The sequence below is a fragment of the Yersinia sp. 2540 StPb PI genome (assembly GCF_052217165.1).
Classification (GTDB): Bacteria; Pseudomonadota; Gammaproteobacteria; order Enterobacterales; family Enterobacteriaceae; genus Yersinia; species Yersinia enterocolitica_E.
On sequence record NZ_JAZGQC010000001.1, the window covers coordinates 1,120,407 to 1,138,526 of the forward strand.

Consider the following 18,120-nt stretch of genomic DNA (forward strand, 5'->3'; position numbering starts at 1 on the left):
TTATATCTAGTTGAAGGGTTATCCTTGTATCGTTTACGAGGCAAAGAATATGATATCACTCCTTTTCCTGTGAGGGCGACGTTGTGTACTGATGTATATAGGATTTCGATCAAAGAGTCGTCTCTTGGATAGCATTGTGGGAAAGCTCAATCCGCTATTGCGGCTAGCAGCCATTTCGGGCGTTGAGGCTGCGATCACATTTCATATTCTTCGGGGTGATGACTTGGATGCTCGCGATAGTAGTGGCTCAACGCCTCTAATCCTTGCCGCATCTAGGAAAAACAGCGGAGCTGTAAGGCTTCTACTTGACGCGGGGGCAAATCCGGTGCTTGTCGATCCAAAAGGGATGAATGCTCTAGCGTATGCCTTACGAGCCAATTGTCCCGAAACAGTTGGGATACTAAGTGAGGCATTCAATATTTCACCCTTGGAGTCTTCTGAGTCAGAGGAAGTGATTACAGAAAATCAGGAGGAGATATCCTCTTGCTTCGATAAAATATCAGATGGCCAGGCATCGGGGAGCGAATCCCATGCAGTGGGCAAGAATTTACCTACCTTTCCTGAATATCACTCCGAGTTCATCTTCCCTAAGGTAACAACACGATATATTTTAGACGTAGATTCCCTCTCCCTAGATCCCTTCCCCTTGGATGCTGAATTTGAGGACTTCTGGGAAGTTGAGATCAATCCTGTTGCGCCCGTTGGTGACCAGCATGTTGCAGAGGCCGTCAAGAATGTTCACAAGGCGATAGGTCAACATAAGGCAGTAGACAACGACGAAGATTGGGGTGATGTCGATCTCTATCTTCCTGTAATAAAATCTATTTTAGACAATGGGAGGGGGGATTATACCCTCCGGATTTTCCTCCTTGCTGTAATCCGCGATGGGGTTGTCTCTAAAGAAAACCTTGTTGAAATTTGCTTAAACCCCGACGGATCGCGCAATGAAGATTTTGAGAGATTCATTGGTGTTGCTGTAGGAGAGCTTGGTGCAATTGTGGACGAACAGAGTGGAGCCACTATAAATGATACTTCTCTCGATGAGTCGTCTCTTGAGGAAAAACTCCTTCTCGAGGAGGCAATTGAGTTCATCAAGGATCTAGCCTCGGATCACAATGAACCATTTAGATTTTATTCCAAGGATATCCGATGCAGGCTCCTTGAAGCCCAAGAAGAGATCGCTCTTAGTCGAGAGATGGAAGAGGCTTGGCAAGATGTGTTATCGGTCCTTGCTCAATGGCCAGAAGGACTCGCGGTGTTATTTGACAACGCTGAAAAGGTTTTGAGAGGAGAGGCTGATGCTGGAGCTTTCAGCACTGGACCTGATTCGGTTGTGGAAGATGAGGCTACAGAACATGAGGATGTATACGATGAGGATGGAGAGGAAAAAGAACACGATGCAGGTTCAGCATTTGTGACTGCCATAGCAGCCGTTCGGAGTAAGGTTGGAGACTTCCAGCGAACCAAAGAAGCATTAGAAGCGGCTAAGCTAACTCGTGGATTTCTTTATGAGCTAACCGAACGAGCCAAAGATGATTCTACTGCAAAGGGCCTTGTTGATGCTCTTGAGCGGCAGTCTTACGCTAGGGATCGCATGATTCAGTGTAATCTTAGACTCGCTCTATCCATTGCCAAGAAACACCGATGGTCAGGGGTCCCAATAGACGATCTTGTTCAAGAGGCAAATATTGGTCTTATGAAAGCGGTTGAGCGTTACGACTGGCGTCGAGGTTTCCGCTTCTCCACATATGCCACGTGGTGGATTCGTCAACAAATAACACGTTCTATCGCTGATAAAAGCCGGTGCGTTAGGGCACCGGTACACATTCAGGATAAGGCTTGGAAGATCATACGGGAGCGTGATGATATAGAGTTACGGGGAGGGTATCCCGAACTCAATATCGATACAGCTAAGCGGCTTGGAATGCCTCTATCAAAATTATGGACTCTCCTGTCGATGTTTGATGATGCTGTGTCCCTTGATGAGATCGGTTCAAACATGGAGTGTGCTCGAGTTGATCTTCTCGTGAATCAAGATGACTTAGAACCATCTAGGCTTGTTGAACAGTCATCCCTTTGTTCTACGCTTTCAGGAATGTTGGAAGAGTTAGACGAAAGGTCTCGCGCGGTGATCTTGTATCGCTTTGGGTTAGGCAACATTGAAGCGATGACCTTGGAGGAGGTAGGGCAGATCTTCGGGGTTACAAGAGAGCGTATCCGCCAGATAGAGTTTAAAGCGATACGTAAGCTTTCCAGCGAGAAGAGGAAGGAGATTCTAGCTCCCTTTATGGGCGAGGATGATTATCAATAATGCAGAAAACCAGATATGCGCCGCCGAAAGCCAACGCAATGATGGAGGCCCTCAGAGGGCTTGGTTATTCAACCGCAGCAGCCTTGGCCGATGTTGTAGACAACGCTGTTTCTGCAGGTGCTTCCGAGGTGTATCTGCGATTTGAATGGGATGGAACGCAAAGCCGAATTTCAATACTAGATGATGGTCATGGTATGACTGATGCCGAGCTTGAAGCTGCCATGACCCTTGGGACGATAAATCCGTTGAATGAAAGGACTGCGACTGATCTCGGACGCTTCGGTATGGGTCTGAAGACAGCCTCGTTCTCACAATGCCGTAGGCTTACCGTTGCTTCCAAGCGAGAAGGTGGAGCTCTGGTTTGTTTACGCTGGGACTTGGACGCTATCGCTACAGATCCGCAGGTTGATTGGCGTATATTCGAGGGGCCAGCTATTGGTTCCGAGCGGTTCATTGAACCGATAAATGACTTGAGTTCGGGGACACTTGTTCTTTGGGAACTAATGGATAGAGTTGTCACACTTGGCTCGGACTTGGATCACTTTTCTGACTTAATTGATGATGTGGAGTCCCGTTTATCGATGACCTTCCATCGGCTTATTGAGGGAGCTCGCCCTGATTTCCGTCTGTTCATCAATGGAAAACCGGTGATCCCTTGGGATCCGTTTATGGTTGGTCACCCTGCGAAAGCCTTAGAATCTCCCGTGGAGCGTAGGATCACTCAGTCAGGAGTTTTGGAAGTCCAATGCCATGTTCTCCCGCACAAAGATAAATTATCGAACGAGGATCTTTTCAAGGCTGGCGGCCCTGACGGCTGGATATCTCAGCAGGGGTTCTATGTCTATCGTAACAAAAGGCTCCTTCTGGCCGGTAGCTGGCTAGGGCTTGGAAGAGGAAGAGCATGGAGCAGAGATGAATCACACCGGCTTGCAAGAATTCGGGTTGATATACCGAATACCGCCGACACAGATTGGAAGATCGATGTTAAGAAGTCCACTGCCCGACCACCTGTCTTTGTTCGTAACTGGTTGACTGGATTAGCAGAAAATACGAGAGACAGAGCTCGTAAGGTGTTCGCCTTCCGAGGATCTCCGACGTCTAGGTTGAGCAGTGCTCCTATCGAGCAGACTTGGCGGGTTGAACATCTGAAGAGCGGCGTTCGATACCGCATAGATGAGATTCACCCCGCTGTCGCGGCAGTTATTGAGGCTTGCTCAGACCAAAAGCATCTTGTTAGAGCAATGCTCCGGGTCATTGAGGAGACTGTCCCTGTCCAACGGATATGGCTCGATACTGCCGAGAACAAGGACACTCCTAGAACAGGGTTTGATGGGGAACCGAACGAAGCCGTTATAGAGGTTGCGAGCGTCCTTTTCAATGATTTGATCGAGCGCAAGGGACTGAGTGTTGAGGAAGCCCGTAAGTCGATGCTCAAGACTGAGCCCTTCCAAAAATATCCCTCGCTAATTGCAAATTTACAGAGAGATGAATGAACATGATGGAAGAGGTTGGTTCGCAAGCCGAACTGCTAGAAAACGTTATCGCCACAGCTCAACGGTTAGTAAAGGCAGAGAAAGATAAATCTAAGATAACCCCGGCGTTCATTGCTGAGAAGGTAAGCTTTGCTGCGAAGGTATTTGCTGATGCCTCACCTCACTCGGTGGATCAACATCAGGCTACCACGATACTGATTCAGCGTTTCAGCCACCGAATCGGCAAGCCAACCACGTTGAAGAACGATATAGACCATGTTGTTTGGCTTTCCGCGGCGAGGAAACGTGATTGGCGCTATTGGCGTCGATATGGAGACTACTTGGAATCCAAACTTTCCGACGTTGTAGTCGAGGGGCTTAACGAGACCACTGATGACATCCTCAGTCTCCTAGAGGATCCAGAAAGGTCGGACCCATGGGATCGTAGGGGTCTTGTCGTCGGGCATGTGCAATCAGGCAAAACCAGCAACTACTCAGGACTAATTTGTAAGGCAGCTGATGCTGGCTACAAAATTATCATCGTCCTTGCAGGTATGCACAATAACTTGCGGTCGCAAACTCAGATGCGGCTAGAAGAGAGCTTTCTTGGCTACGAGACGACCACTGATCGTGATGTCGGTATACCAATAGGTGTTGCTGAGTACGGTGATGACCTGAAGACCAACTCTGCAACAACGCGAGCTGAGAACGGTGATTTTAGTAAGGCGATTGCGAGGCGATTTCACGGCATATCCCCAGAGGAGAGGCCATGGCTTTTCGTTGTAAAGAAGCAAAAGACCGTTCTCACAGCTTTGTTAGACTGGATTCAAAAACGGGTAGCTGATAGCACCGACTCAATTGATGGTCGCAAGCTTGTGACTAAGCTCCCGCTTCTAATGATCGACGACGAGGCAGATAACGCGTCAGTTGATACCGGAGAGCAGATATTCAAGGATGATGGTACACCTGACGAAGAGCATCAGCCTAAGACTATTAACAGTCTTATTCGTCAGATCCTTCATACTTTCACCAGAAAGGCGTATGTTGGCTACACTGCAACGCCTTTTGCCAACATTTTTATCCACCACAAAGGTGCAACAGCGAAGGAAGGTCCTGATCTTTTCCCTCGTTCTTTCATCATCAATTTGGCAGCTCCATCCAATTATGTCGGTCCTACGCAAATGTTTGGCAAGATGACGAAGGATGGCCGTACGGATGGACTACCTCTAGCTAGAAATATCCTTGATCACTATGATCCCAAGTCAGAGTCTGGTTGGATGCCACCAAAGCACAAGAAGACTCATCACCCTAATTACAAAGGCGAAGAGGAGATTCCTCCATCGTTGATGCAAGCTATCTGCACGTTCATTTTGTCATGCGCTGCCCGTCAATTGCGGGGGCAAGGTGGCCAACATAGCTCCATGCTGATTCACGTGACCCGTTTCGTTGATGTTCAAAAACTTGTGCGCGAACAGGTTGATAAGACAGTGCGTCGTATGCGGCAATGTATAACTCGAGGAATAGGGACTGAGGAGATTCTAGGACAGTTACACCAAATTTGGATCGATGACTTTCTTCCTGTTCGAGATAAAGTCGCAACGCTTCTCCCAAAAGAGGAGTGCCCTCCGAAAATGCCGATTTGGAATGATATTCTCGCTGTTCTACCTGAGGTGCTGGAGGATATTGAGGTTCGTTCCATTAATGGTACTGCCAAGGATGCTCTCGACTATGCAACCCCAGGTGCGGCTCTGAAAGTAATTGCAATAGGGGGCGACAAGCTTGCTCGCGGACTTACATTAGAAGGGTTATGTGTAAGCTACTTTGTGCGCACAACGAAAATGTATGACACGTTAATGCAAATGGGGCGCTGGTTCGGCTATCGCCCTGGTTATCTGGATTTGTGTAGACTATACACATCTCCTGACTTGGTGAGATGGTTTGGTCATATTGCTGACGCTTCGGAGGAGCTCCGTGAAGAATTTGATTTCATGGCAGAGGCAAATCTCACTCCTGAGCAGTATGGGCTTAAAGTAATGTCACATGAAGTTATGACGGTAACTTCTCCCTTGAAGATGCGTAATGCACAGACTCTTTCATTTACTTACAGTGGGGCGCGCTCCCAGACTATCCTCTTTCATCGTGATTCCAAGATTCAGCAACAAAATCTCGATGCTACAGACGCTTTAGTGATGTCTCTTGGCACTTCTTGGAAAGAATCACCTAGATATGAACGTGAAGGAACCCCTGACTCTTGGCTTGATGCACGTCTTTGGATGGATGTTGATGTTTCCAAAGTTCTTGATTTTCTTAACACCTATTCAACGTATCCTGCACCCCGCGCAAATGCGGCTGTACTGTCCGAATTTATCTCAAAAATGGTAGAGATAGGCCAATTAACCAAATGGAATGTCGCTCTGCTAGGGGGCGGTGAGGGCGATGGGGACAGTCATACTTTCCCTGGAGGAGTCCCTTCAGGAAGATATTTCATCCGTAAAACAGAAGAGTTGGGGTCGCTTGACCAAGAGGAGCCGAATAGCTTCGCTATTGGTGTACTTACTGGTCCGAGAGATGAAAGTATCGATCTTAACGACGACATTTGGCATAAAGCCTTGGCTTTAACTCGTGCGGCTTGGAAAGAAGATTCTGCTCGTGGTCGCGTCAATCAACCGGATTTTCCAAGCGGCAAAGCTATCCGAGAGATTCGTGGGAAACTCGGCGGTGAGACTGACAGAGGGCTACTACTGCTCTATCCACTTTCTCCCTATTCATACAAAGGTAAACAAAAGGACAGGTTGATTGTTCCCGGATGGAGTAAACCAATCATGGCCTTCGCTATTTCTTTCCCTGCTAGCGACACAGCGATTAAGGTGGAGTACAAAGCTAACCTTCTTTATTGGATGCAAGAATATGGCCCGTCAGAGTGAAGAATTCATTTTAGCTTGGCTGTCCCTCTCCAGTGACAGTGAAGTTACCGGCTGGCAAGTTATCTCACTACCCTCTTCTGGCACCGTCGAGATTCAGGCTGGCCGACGCTTGCCGGATAACGCCGAGGCAGTCTTATTCTCTTTCCCCACATCGCGCCTGGCACGTGCCGAGAAGTTGCCAGGGGGCAAAGGATTCTTGCTGGAGAGGGCGGAAGCTATAGGGTCGAATGGCCTCCAATTGGCACTGACTCGACAGGAGGAAGGGAACATTGAATTGTTCACTTCGATGGTCTGCGACGTTGTTGGTGCAATAGATCAGGGAGTTGCAGAGGGTGTTGTAGAGTCTGGCCTGTTGCAAATTCTGGTCAGACGAGTACTTGCTTGGCAGCAGTTTATGTCTCATGGTTTGAGCCCCCTGAGCCCTGAAGCAGAGTTGGGTCTTGTGGGTGAGCTCTACTTTATGACCATTCTTCTTGATTCGCAGTTGCCACCCATGGAGGTTCTGAGTGCATGGGTCGGTCCCGATGATGCACCTCAGGACTTCCTTCTAGGTGATGGGGCAATCGAAGTGAAAGCGACCATGTCTTCCTCTGGCTTTCCTGTGAGAATAAGTTCGCTGGAACAATTAGATGACGCTGTTGCTTCGCCGTTGTTCTTGGCGGCTGTCAGGTTCGCTAGGCTGGAGGAAGGGTTTACCTTGCCAGAGATAATTGCCGAGATTGGGTTGCGTCTTAAAGAAGAGCCCACCGCGGTCAACTTCTTCTGTGAGCGGCTCATGCTTGTTGGATACTCCGAGGCCTATGAGAGCAACTATACTCGAAGATTTAAACTAAAAGAGAAACTTTATTTCTCTATATCCGAAGGTTTTCCTCGTTTAACTCTTGGATCCGTTCCCATCGGAGTGACGCGATCACTATACGAAATAAACTTGGACCATGCCGGGGGCTTCCTTACTGAGCTTGATGTGGTTCTCAAAAAACTAGGAGTTAGTGGATGACCCTTGATGATTTTCTGTCTGAAACCAGGGCTGAAATAGCGGCTCAAATGAGCGATGGTTCTTCCTTCACGGAATTGATCTTTTGTGAGGTGGTGATGCAACACCTCATGGAAGCCGGAATGACTTTTGAACCCGTTGTTTGTCATTTTCAAGGGAGAGTTGGTAATGCAAATCTGCGACTGAGTGGTTACACCATTTCTGAAGATCTTGACCAACTTGACCTGTTTGTCAGTCTCTACGAGGGATTCGAGGTTCTAACGCCTATCCAAGATCAAGATACCAAGATGGCCGCTCAGCATTGTGTTCGCTTTCTTGAACTATGTGCAACGGGCCGTCTTCTGAACAAACTCGACCCATCAAGCGATGTCTACTCGCTCGCCCTCATTATTAGTGAGATATATGATAGCTTGGAGCAAGTACGTGTATTCGTGCTCACTGATGGAGTTGCCAAGTCCAAGAATTTTAAACCTCGTGACGTCGGAGGTAAGACAGTTCGACTCGAGGTTATGGACATAGAGCGACTCTTTCGACATCGTTCTGAGGGCAAGCCACGCGACGAGCTTGTTATCGACTTCAAGGATGTTTCAGGCTCCCCACTTCCATGTGTTTATATACCTGGAGATACAGGCGATTACGATTACGCCCTGACCGCCATCCCTGGGGAGGCTTTGCGCTTCATCTATGAGAAGTTTGGCCCTAGGCTCCTTGAAGCCAACGTACGATCTTTTCTTAGCGTCAAGTCTAGAGGGGTGAATGCAGGTATCCAAAGCACCTTACGCTCAGCACCAGAGCGGTTTATGGCCTTCAACAATGGCATCGTCCTTGTGGCCGACGAGATGAAGCTCGAACGGGCTAATGACGGCTCTCCTGGAATCATTTGGTTACGTGGAATGCAGATAGTGAACGGTGGTCAAACTACTGCCTCCATCTATTTCGCAAAAAAGAAATACCCGGATACCGATTTAAGCAAGGTCAGGGTCCCTGCAAAGATCATTGTCATGAAGGAGTCGGACCCTACAAAAGAAGAATCTCTAGTCTCCGATATCTCACGATATGCTAACTCCCAAAATTCAGTGCGGCAGTCGGACCTCTCCGCAAATAAGCCTTTCCATGTTGAGGTAGAGAGGCAGTCACTGGCAATTTATTGTCCAGATGGTGTTGGCCGTTGGTTCTATGAGCGAGCTGCAGGAAGCTACAACACACTTCTCATTCGTGAGGGTACAACCCCAGCACGGCTTCGCGCCCTGAAGGATTCTGTGCCAACATCGCGTAAGATCACCAAGACAGAGTTGGCGAAATATTACATGGCTTGGGATGTTAGACCGGAGATAGTTAGCCTTGGAACACAGAAGTGTTTTGAGCGCTTCATGATGATGCTCAGCGAGGTTGAAGCTGCTGGGAAACCTATCGTATCAGATTCAGTTTTCTTCAAAACGTTAGTTGCTAAAGCCATTGTGTTTAAGATGGTTCACAAAACGGCCCGTCCTCAAGTTTCCGCTTTCCTTGCAAACGTTGCTGCTTACACCGTGGCAGTTGTGGCCGATTACTATCACGACACCTTTGATTTGGAGAAAGTTTGGCTTCGACAGAGCGTTTCCCCGCAATTCATAGAGCAAGTCAAGATTTGGTCTCTTGAGGTGAACAATCGTCTCCACCAGACCGCCAGCGGAAAGATGATATCGGAATGGGCTAAACGGCCCGAATGCCGAGAGGAAATGTTTGCTCGTCCTTTTTCCCCACCGTCAGTGGATATTCCTGAATTGCGTCGATCGGAATTTTGATCTTTGTCTCCGCAGAAAGTAAATCTAATAAATGTTTAATTGTGTCAGAATTTATAACACTAACTTTATGATTTTTTTTACCAATAATAGCGGGGCTGCCGATAGTCTGGATTTGTTCAAGGGAAGACAGAACGCTTTGAAATACTTGAGAGAGATCGAATGCTGAATATTGACTAGTTTGGGCCATTGCAAGTTATTTACTTAAGCAATGGCCGGTATGTAGACCGTCTAGAATGGGGGTAGCCTTGGAACTCCTATGCCAAAATCGTGGCTACAATTTCTGCTATTTGCTTAGCTAGAAATGGAGGAACGGCATTCCCGACTTGGTGATATTGCTGAGTTCTTCCACCTTGGAAAAAATAGTTGTCAGGGAACGTTTGTAATCTAGCGGCTTCTCTTACAGTTAAGCTTCTACATTGTAACGGATCGTAGTGGATAAAATAATGTCCATCCTTCGAAATATGGCTGGTAATAGTTGTCGATGGACTATTTTCAATTTGTACTCGGAATCGATCTGAAAATTTGCCCGTTTCCCAGTTTTTATGGGCAGGAGCCAAGCCCGGCAAGTTAAACTCTTTATGGCCTTTGGGTGAACGTTTATGAATTAATGCAAAAATTGCTGCATAACCATAACGAGCTAGATCATCGATACGATGCCCACGAGTTTCATGATTTAGCCAGACGTTCAATCGATGATCCAAAAACCATTTATCTAAATAATCATACGTTGTTTGACCGGTGAAATGATCTTTAGGCATTCTTGTAGCACCGGTATTTCTATAATAACCAATTGTGTTCGATGCTTTTTCTAAACAGCCTGATAAGGTCTTTTCGTGTTCAGGGGATTTTAATGCATACTTAGCAAGTAAATTTAGTTGATTACTAACCTGATTCTCCCACTCCTCGCTGGTATCCTTCTGCCTACTTAATAGGCTTCTTAGCGGTGGGAGGTTTCCAATTGCCTCTTTAACGCTTACGGGGGCCTGGGCTGACAATTTTGGTAAATTCTCTTTGTAGCGGTCTTCGCGTACCCCCAACAGAATAACTCTATGGCGAGCTTGAGGCACGCCATGCTCCTCAGTTCTGATAATGTATTTTGTAGCATCCAATAAATTTGGGTCTTCCCCGTCGCAAAACTCTTGTTCACTGACCAATGAAACAATTCGATAGCACTGGCCATCTTTAGATCCATTCAAAGCTGTATTGGGATTTGCCAGATCTTTTAAAATTTGGTTGAATATTTTTTCACCATTTATTTTTGAAGATAAAATCCCTTTTACATTCTCCATTACGAAAATATCAGGCTGATAACTCTGAATAATTCGTAAGTACTCACGATAGAGAAAATGGCGGTGATCTTCTTCCGGTATATAATCGGCTTTCCCTTTGTTTCTGGCTCTACCCACTAATGAATAGGCTTGGCAAGGGGGACCACCAATCAAAACCCAAGGTTGATGAGTTTTGCGTTTTGAAAGCATTTCAAGAATGGCTGTATCGAGAGCCGCATTTCCATCCGGGCTACCGATTTCAATGCACATTGCCTCTTTGCCAGCTAGCTCCCAGAGGTCTTTTGTCTTGTTACTAAAAGGTATCTCTACCTCACCATTACAAAACTGGTAATAGTCATTAAGATTTTCTGGTCTATTGTTACTCAATAACCTATAGAAAGCTCTGAGGTGAAGTGTTTGATGGGCAATAGAATCTTTTTCAGCAGAAACAGCAATTTGAAATATATTGCCATTCTTTAGTGATGAAAAACCCTCTCCTAACCCTCCAGGTCCGGCAAAAAGGTCGACTACTGGGATCGGTAACAAAGTGGTACTCATGATATATATCTGTTGATTCATTTGGCATCCAGGATACCAGGAAGAAAGGCAAACAGGAAGCAGACATAATGGATATTGTCGATCGGAAAACACACCCCCGCATGATGTCCGGCATTAAGGGGAAAAATACTCGACCGGAGTTGATTATACGCAACTATTTACATGCGCAAGGTTTTAGGTTCAGATGAGGTTACAGGGCAAACCTGATATCGTTTTACCAATGTACAAATTATGCATTTTTGTGCATGGTTGTTTCTGGCACCGCCATGATGGTTGCAGATATGCAACAACACCAAAACTAGGCCAGAATTCTGGATGAAAAAATTTGCAGAAAACAGGCAGAGTGATATTCGGGTTAAGATACAACTGCACAACGGAGGATGGTGTGTATTTGAGCTCTGGGAGTATGGTCTTAGAAATCAAAGTGGTGATTCAATTAATTGGTTACTATAATATATCAAAAGTGATATCTCAATATTTATAAGTATCCATAATGCTGAAATATTGAGTGACACAGAATTCTGCACGCTCTCGACTTTACCTGTCGACAAGGGGATGACGCGATCCACTATCTTTCACCAGAAACGGTCTAATATTGACGTATTGTTTTATTCAGTATTAGTTATCTGTGATAACTCCGATTATTTTTTGGGGAAGCTTTCTCTTTTAAGAGATGGTCTTTGCGCCCTTGATTAGTAGGCTCGAGATGAATGCCTCTATGGTAAGCTTTAACCCTCTACATATGCTAATGGAGGATTATCCTCCTTAGAGGAGTTAAGCTCATAGTAAATCGCCAATTGTCGCAGGCTTGATATCTCAAGGTTGATAACGGGCTTGCCTGCACGATCTTTTCTTTCGGAGACATCCGGGTTTAACAAAAAGACGCGAAAATATCTGACATCTTCTGTTCCTAAAATTTCATCAACATAATGACCGAATCGCCCTTTCTCCATAAGGTTCTTATCGATATACAGATGAATGGGTTTATCATCATGTTTATCGAAGAAATTAATGAGAAAACCACGGCCATAGCGTTTCATCAGAGAGGCACCTCCAAAAATGACGCCTGCGTATTGGTTTGTTAGTCCTTTCTGAATATGCGTTATGTATTCATGGAGATAGATATGCCCATAGGGTAGGACTCTTAGTCTTAATGCTCTGAATTCGTCGTAAGTTAGAATTTCCCTAGCCTCCTGCCATGTGTCTACAAGTCGCTGGAGCTGGTTAGTTCGTGTATAACGACTCCACTTGTGGGCTTTATCGGTAGAAGAATCATCGTCTTTGACGGGATTTTTTATCTGTGAAAGCGGTGCAGGTTGACCAGATTTATTTTGCTCAGTATCTTTCTCATCAGTACAAGGATCGAAGCAATTGATAAAATCATTTAGCTTCTGCTTGGCCTTTCTTTCTGTGTAGTCAGCCTCTGTCTCATCAGTCTGACGGACTTGATCAGCTTCCTCAGTAAACTGCATCCATTCACATCCCTGATGATGCGGATGAGGTGAACGAAAATGTGCAGCTTTGAATTTGTTCCCGTCTTCCGCTTTGACATGATAGTTAACGCCACTAATGGTGACGTTGCAGTTGCGATCGCTGCAGGAAAAAGTGAATCGTTGTCTGTCATGCAGCTTTCTGGAAAAGAATTCTGTTCTTGCTTCATCAATGGATACACATTGATCTAATTCATGGCAATAAGCGAACAGCACTTTCGTCTTTGACATATTTCCTCCATGCTGATTGTAGCAATCACTTTATCTTTATGAATTTACTTTTTTTAAAGGATTTAACCAGATCCTTTTTCATCTGTTCAACCAGTTCATCAGCATACGCTTTAGCTATTTTCATCCCTTTCGATTTAGCAACGATGAGTAGAGATGTCACGTCATTTTCCCTCCCGCAGTTGGCACAAACGACAAAACTGTGACCTGGAGGTGAGTAATCCTCGTAAGGTAGGGCGAACTGCTCCGAGCGACAGAATGCACAGCGCAACCGGATCGTTTTTTTAAGGTCTTCCATCATCCCATTAGACCTGGAAGCGAACCAGCGAGACCTCCGACAATAGAGCCAACCAAAGGATGTTCCAAAAATTTAGCCAGGCGGCTTTTGGCTTCCTGCTTTTCTTCGTCAGAGGCTGAGGACTCCTCGATCTGCTGAAGTAATTGATTAAATACATTGTGAATATTTTGCGTGTTGCCGTTGCCTACCTGTGCTGGCCCATGAACATTTAGCGTCGCGATTTGCATGCTGGCTCCTAACTCGTATGAGCGGTTTTTCCCGTGTTTGACCGAAATAGCACGACTTTGGCCTTCCTCTGTCAGGGATACATATTTAAAGTTTCCATAGTCTTTATGCAAAAGAGAGCGAGAATGGCAAATATTGATGATTTTAAATAAATACTCTTCTGACCAGTGAAGCCGCTCGTCAATAGCAATGCGATCGTTCTGGTTCACATCGAATCCAAATGAAACGGTTTTGATCGTTTCTCCGAGGTTCTCCATATCGTCATTCATGTATGTCAAAAAAGCATCGATATCTGCTTGAATTTTCTCAGCGTCCATTCTTTACCTTATTTTTTTAAGAGAGCTAGGAAATAAACATCGTGATAATCAGGTTGCGTGCGTTTTTACTCGTGATCCTCATCCAAAAAGCCATTTGAAAATCTTTATAACTATATTTTTGTGAGAGGTTTGCTGCTTTGAGATTGTAGCAGTGCTTGGAATATTTTGAGTTGACGATGATTGCTGTGAAACTGAGGTTCTAGTCGGTACTACATAATGCGCTGATGATTTATTAGGCACTACATGCTGTGTTTGCACTATCGCTGGTGTAGAAGGCTGCGTTGATGCTCGTATCTTGTCGAGGATTGCCTGGTTTGCCGATGTGGCCTTAGCGCTCATAGGCTGAGGAATTGAAGTGGTATTCTTACCCTTTATGCGCTCCAAGGCTTCTTGGTTGCCTCTTGTAGAAGTTAGCGTTTGTTGGCTATCGTTTGGCCCAGCAAGGCGCCAGCGGGCATCTGTTTCTGAGAGAACTGTCATTTGACCGATGGTCGTTACAGTAATTGCGAGATGCGAATATTTATATTTGGCGTTAGCGAAAGGTGGTTCCATAAGACCGATGACACTAATCCATTTCCCCACCCATGAGGCATCAGGTTTGACAGGTAAAACCTTGAGGCCTTCGCTCCATATTGATATTTTGAAGATATTACCGCGCCAATCTCCGAAATTAACGAAGATATATGGTTTGCCATTTCTGGCCCTATTGAGTTTGACGTCAATAATTTTCCCGATAACTTCAACTTTATCACCAACTCTTTGAAGGCAGGCACTGTACTCTAACGCTGATAATACGGCGTAGGCGCCGATGTAACCGTGTTTCAGCCTGCTGGCTGGAGCATCCCCATTCATACTGATCGAAGCTAGTGGCATGGGGATGTTTCTAGCGGCAATGAAGTCACCAAGGGAAGGCGTTTTTTCCATCGCTGAAGCGCAGACTGCGGCAAAATTCTTTATAAGGGGGGAAAGCTGTTGAATGCCCGATAGCACCCCTAAGATGGAAGATGAACCAGGGTCTACAAAGTCATTAGCTCGAAAAATGATTGCATCCAGTTCTGAATTTGATCTATCCCAAATGGACGGGTCGATTTGCAAGGCTTTAAGAGCCAGCCAGAGTGAAATTAGTGAGAAACGGTCCAGAGTATGATTGAACGGATTCGTTGCTTTACGACGGGGATGCTGAAAATTGACATGCCCTAGCTCTGAGCTTCCTAATGTCTTAATTTCATCAACGAACATTCCGTCATAGTCGATTAACTGAACGGTTGCTCCTCCGTCGGAAACCATCAAGTTTCCGGTCTGGAAATCACCATGTGCAATTTTTTCTTTTTCAAGGTAGGCGGCAAGTGATTCAATCGATGTAGATAGTTTCGCCATTGCTTGCGTAGAACGCCTGTTAACCTCAAGGAACTCTCCTAGCGTCTCTCCCTTAGCCCATGCCATTTTGACGATAGGGTAAGATACTCCTTCGACTTTGATCCCTTGAGGTTGAAACTGGAAGTCGAGAAAATAGGGTGAGCGAAGACTGGAAATCTTCCTGGATATAGCCTCATAACGGCGTTCTAAAGCTTTTGATTCCCTGTGAAAACAACGAACAGCGTATTTCTTAACGCCTGATGTGATCGTATAGGTCAGCGCAAAACCACCACTAATGGCGAGTGGCAACCCCAACCCTGTCGTTGCGACTGAGCCTGATCTCAATTCAGGATCGCTTAACAGCTTACTATGTAGCTGAAACGCTTGGTTGTATTGTTCAAGAGATGGGTAAGGCATCTTTGTTTCCGCGTTAAAGCGATAGTACAAGCAGCGTTGAGTCGTCGATATGCATACGTTTTGCTACACGCTCTCTCAGGACTAATTCTGTAAGCTGCTCTTCCGTTTGCAGCGAAAGTAATTCGATAAAACCAGAATCCTCCGCCAGCGCTTGTTTCAGTGCCCATTCGCCGAGTGCATCGGTCATACAGAGAAGTTTGGGCTGGGTTAGTTTTTCAAGGTAAAAAGTTTTCCCATGTAGTGTCCAAAAATTACTTCCGCTAACGAAATTGTTATGATCGGGGAGAGTAGCAAGTAGTGTCGGCCGCTCTTTAAATTTTTCCGGATCATCGAAGGGCCAGGCGCGAATGAGTTTCCCGCAATCAACCAACATGGTGATGCTATCTCCGATCGCAAGAATTTCTACCGTCTGATGCTCTTCAAATTGCTCTACGCCTATAAGTGTTGCAAAGCTGCCTCTTTCGAATGCCGCTTGTTTGGACCAGGGCATAGACGGGAAGTCATGCGCGGCAGAATATTCAGCTAAAGCAGATGTTACCCATTCAGGATTGACTTTCGGATCTGCAATAAATTTACGAGCAAGAAGTTCAGCCCATAACTTTGAGTTGAAGGACTCGCTCGCCCCATCGCAGAGAGCAAGCCTTCTCCCGTCTTCGGAGAAAGCAAATTTGTCCTCATTTTCCTCAGGGCATTCAGGATCTTTTGGAACTGTCCCTGAGAATTCCAGTTTCATTGCTGACTCAGCGCAGTTGAGAAGCGCGGGTTCCGATGTCGAAGAAATCGACGAGTTCGGCAGCCTCAGCATTGAACATGAAACCACGGGATTCTATACCGACTGTATGGCCTTTTTCCTGTGCGAAATGTACCAAGTGCTCAGGTAGGGGGCTGGACATGCGGAACAGTAGTTTAGCGTAGGCATCTGGCAAGCCGGTATCAGAGGAGGGGAATCTGATTGGATCGTTTCCAAGGGAGCTAACATGGATATTGAGAATCAGAACTTCTCCGTCATTGGTACGAATTTGCCGGAGGTGATTGGCAATTTCTTCTGGGTCCCCGTCGTTTGATTCGCCGTCAGTGACATGCAGGATAGTCGGAGGATAGCAATCCGGATGGGAGTCACACCAAGTGACCAATTCTTCGGCTGCTCTGGTTAGGGCTTCACGCATAGGCGTGCCACCACTAGCAATAGGATCGAACCATACTGGAAACTTAATTGCTGTCTCGATGATTCCGCCTGCTCCATCATCCATCTTCCGTTTGCGATCTTCCACTCTGGCTGGATTCTGTTCGAGAGCAGAAATTGGATTGAGGACTTGTCCTCCCAGTGGGCCAGAGAAGCCATTAGAAACCCCTTGACCGCCGTAGCCTAAAACACCAATTTCGAAATAGTCACGTACGCCCTCCGACTTAGTACAGCGAGTGATTAGGTTCATTAAAGTTCGATTAAGCGCATCGGCGACGAATTCAGCCTTGCTTCGACCGGAGGACATTTTGTCTGACATCGAACCAGACTGATCGACGACGAAAAGAAATGCTGCTGGGTTATTACGACTGATCTGAGCTTCGTAAGCCATATGTCTTTTTCCTCTTTGAAATTGTTTCTATCGTATCAATTTGTTAGCTGAATGCGAGAAATGCTCGAAGAACAGTTCAAATTTTTAGCTAGGTCTTGACTAAAATCACACTAAGCCAATTTATTGAGAAGGCAACTAACATAGCGTGCTTATTATTATGATTTTAATGGCTAAATTATATTAATTGACCTAGACCACGCATTAATCGCTACAAGTAATGGCATAGATCCAGTCTCCACATTGTGGGCATACCTTTTCACCATGCCAACAGATATAACACCTGACCTGCTCCCTGTTGATTAGTACACCCCGGTATTACTGATGCTGAACAGCTTGAGGTGACCGCCGCGCGCGGAGTGCTCCGATTGCGGCGGCGGGAAGAGGAAGGATTTGGGGTTTAAAAAACAGCCCCCGAGAACAAATTGGGGGCTATATGATAATTATAGAGATGTATTAGTTATTACATAGATTCACTAATTGTGAATCATTCAGTATTTCATCACATATCGCATCATAAAAAGAAAGCACCCCATCATTTTCAATGATACTTAAACCACCAGAATCAAACTGAAGATATATACCAATACATAAATCATTCTTCTTCGTTAGCCTATACTCCATGACATTTTTCAACATCTTCCCTTCATACTTATCAAGTATATCTATTTTTTGTATCGGGTAAGCGAAGGCGTCAGTGATCTCCTGCAAAGAAATAATCTTAGGCTCTGATTTTTCTAATAAAAATATACATTCCCCATCATCTATTGTTAGGGAGTACCACCTGCCTTCGTCTATCTTAATAAATAGTACAATACAAGGGGAAACCAGAGATTTATCAATATAAAATAATCTAGCTCTAAACTCGTCAATGCTATGGCCAATAATATCCATGTAACTACTCCCG

General features: G+C 45.7%; 13 protein-coding genes and 1 pseudogene. 6 read left to right on the top strand and 8 right to left on the bottom strand.

Annotated elements, in window-relative coordinates:
- The first annotated feature begins 136 nt into the window (after positions 1–136).
- The 5 genes from V1956_RS05080 to V1956_RS05100 are packed head-to-tail and all read left to right on the top strand — an operon-like array spanning position 137 to position 9,485.
- Entirely contained in the window at positions 137–2,311 is a 2,175-nt protein-coding gene (locus V1956_RS05080) for a sigma-70 family RNA polymerase sigma factor (RefSeq protein WP_442824857.1), read from the top strand.
- On the top strand, positions 2,311–3,804 hold the full coding sequence (locus V1956_RS05085) for an ATP-binding protein (RefSeq protein ID WP_442824858.1): 1,494 nt from the start codon (positions 2,311–2,313) through the stop codon (positions 3,802–3,804). The genes V1956_RS05080 and V1956_RS05085 overlap by 1 nt, the downstream gene beginning before the upstream one ends.
- The gene (locus V1956_RS05090) at positions 3,801–6,707 is read left to right on the top strand and encodes a Z1 domain-containing protein (protein ID WP_442824859.1); all 2,907 of its coding nucleotides are present in this window, start codon (positions 3,801–3,803) and stop codon (positions 6,705–6,707) included. Before V1956_RS05085 ends, V1956_RS05090 begins: the two co-directional genes overlap by 4 nt.
- Entirely contained in the window at positions 6,691–7,704 is a 1,014-nt protein-coding gene (locus tag V1956_RS05095; protein ID WP_442824860.1) for a PD-(D/E)XK motif protein, read from the top strand. The genes V1956_RS05090 and V1956_RS05095 overlap by 17 nt, the downstream gene beginning before the upstream one ends.
- Entirely contained in the window at positions 7,701–9,485 is a 1,785-nt protein-coding gene (locus V1956_RS05100) for an AIPR family protein (protein WP_442824861.1), read from the top strand. Before V1956_RS05095 ends, V1956_RS05100 begins: the two co-directional genes overlap by 4 nt.
- 254 nt (positions 9,486–9,739) lie before the next feature.
- Here V1956_RS05100 and V1956_RS05105 read toward each other — a convergent pair whose 3' ends face one another.
- Positions 9,740–11,332, bottom strand: a complete 1,593-nt coding sequence (locus V1956_RS05105) for a DNA cytosine methyltransferase (RefSeq protein WP_442824862.1) — start codon at positions 11,330–11,332, stop codon at positions 9,740–9,742.
- Between the two features lie 83 nt (positions 11,333–11,415).
- Between V1956_RS05105 and V1956_RS05110 the strand changes: the two are divergent.
- Positions 11,416–11,630: pseudogene (locus V1956_RS05110) on the top strand (hypothetical protein).
- Positions 11,631–12,039: 409 nt separating this feature from the next.
- On the opposite strand, the gene V1956_RS05115 reads toward V1956_RS05110, so the two are convergent.
- The 7 genes from V1956_RS05115 to V1956_RS05145 all read right to left on the bottom strand — a co-directional run bounded on the left by V1956_RS05115 (position 12,040) and on the right by V1956_RS05145 (position 18,107).
- Entirely contained in the window at positions 12,040–13,032 is a 993-nt protein-coding gene (locus V1956_RS05115) for a hypothetical protein (protein WP_442824863.1), read from the bottom strand.
- 25 nt (positions 13,033–13,057) lie between these two features.
- A complete protein-coding gene (locus V1956_RS05120; RefSeq protein ID WP_442824864.1) occupies positions 13,058–13,330 on the bottom strand; it encodes a hypothetical protein in 273 nt (90 codons plus the stop codon).
- The gene (locus V1956_RS05125; RefSeq protein WP_442824865.1) at positions 13,327–13,869 is read right to left on the bottom strand and encodes a hypothetical protein; all 543 of its coding nucleotides are present in this window, start codon (positions 13,867–13,869) and stop codon (positions 13,327–13,329) included. The genes V1956_RS05120 and V1956_RS05125 overlap by 4 nt, the downstream gene beginning before the upstream one ends.
- Positions 13,870–13,947: 78 nt before the next feature.
- Positions 13,948–15,642 (bottom strand): serine/threonine protein kinase, encoded by a 1,695-nt coding sequence (locus V1956_RS05130; protein ID WP_442824866.1) that lies wholly within the window; start codon positions 15,640–15,642, stop codon positions 13,948–13,950.
- 13 nt (positions 15,643–15,655) lie between these two features.
- On the bottom strand, positions 15,656–16,375 hold the full coding sequence (locus tag V1956_RS05135) for a TerY-P anti-phage system serine/threonine phosphatase (protein WP_145548637.1): 720 nt from the start codon (positions 16,373–16,375) through the stop codon (positions 15,656–15,658).
- A gap of 7 nt (positions 16,376–16,382) precedes the next feature.
- A complete protein-coding gene (locus tag V1956_RS05140; RefSeq protein ID WP_427265333.1) occupies positions 16,383–17,216 on the bottom strand; it encodes a TerY-P anti-phage system-associated VWA domain-containing protein in 834 nt (277 codons plus the stop codon).
- Between the two features lie 453 nt (positions 17,217–17,669).
- Positions 17,670–18,107 carry a hypothetical protein gene (locus V1956_RS05145; RefSeq protein ID WP_442824867.1) on the bottom strand — a complete coding sequence of 146 codons (438 nt, stop codon included), beginning with the start codon at positions 18,105–18,107 and terminating at the stop codon, positions 17,670–17,672.
- Between the last annotated feature and the right edge of the window lie 13 nt (positions 18,108–18,120).

Coding starts and splice junctions, on each gene's coding strand:
- V1956_RS05085 (WP_442824858.1), top strand. CDS start 2,311: ATGCAGAAAACCAGATATGCGCCGCCGAAAGCCAACGCAATGATGGAG.
- V1956_RS05090 (WP_442824859.1), top strand. CDS start 3,801: ATGAACATGATGGAAGAGGTTGGTTCGCAAGCCGAACTGCTAGAAAAC.
- V1956_RS05095 (WP_442824860.1), top strand. CDS start 6,691: ATGGCCCGTCAGAGTGAAGAATTCATTTTAGCTTGGCTGTCCCTCTCC.
- V1956_RS05100 (WP_442824861.1), top strand. CDS start 7,701: ATGACCCTTGATGATTTTCTGTCTGAAACCAGGGCTGAAATAGCGGCT.
- V1956_RS05105 (WP_442824862.1), bottom strand. CDS start 11,332: ATGAATCAACAGATATATATCATGAGTACCACTTTGTTACCGATCCCA.
- V1956_RS05115 (WP_442824863.1), bottom strand. CDS start 13,032: ATGTCAAAGACGAAAGTGCTGTTCGCTTATTGCCATGAATTAGATCAA.
- V1956_RS05120 (WP_442824864.1), bottom strand. CDS start 13,330: ATGATGGAAGACCTTAAAAAAACGATCCGGTTGCGCTGTGCATTCTGT.
- V1956_RS05125 (WP_442824865.1), bottom strand. CDS start 13,869: ATGGACGCTGAGAAAATTCAAGCAGATATCGATGCTTTTTTGACATAC.
- V1956_RS05130 (WP_442824866.1), bottom strand. CDS start 15,642: ATGCCTTACCCATCTCTTGAACAATACAACCAAGCGTTTCAGCTACAT.
- V1956_RS05135 (WP_145548637.1), bottom strand. CDS start 16,375: ATGAAACTGGAATTCTCAGGGACAGTTCCAAAAGATCCTGAATGCCCT.
- V1956_RS05140 (WP_427265333.1), bottom strand. CDS start 17,216: ATGGCTTACGAAGCTCAGATCAGTCGTAATAACCCAGCAGCATTTCTT.
- V1956_RS05145 (WP_442824867.1), bottom strand. CDS start 18,107: ATGGATATTATTGGCCATAGCATTGACGAGTTTAGAGCTAGATTATTT.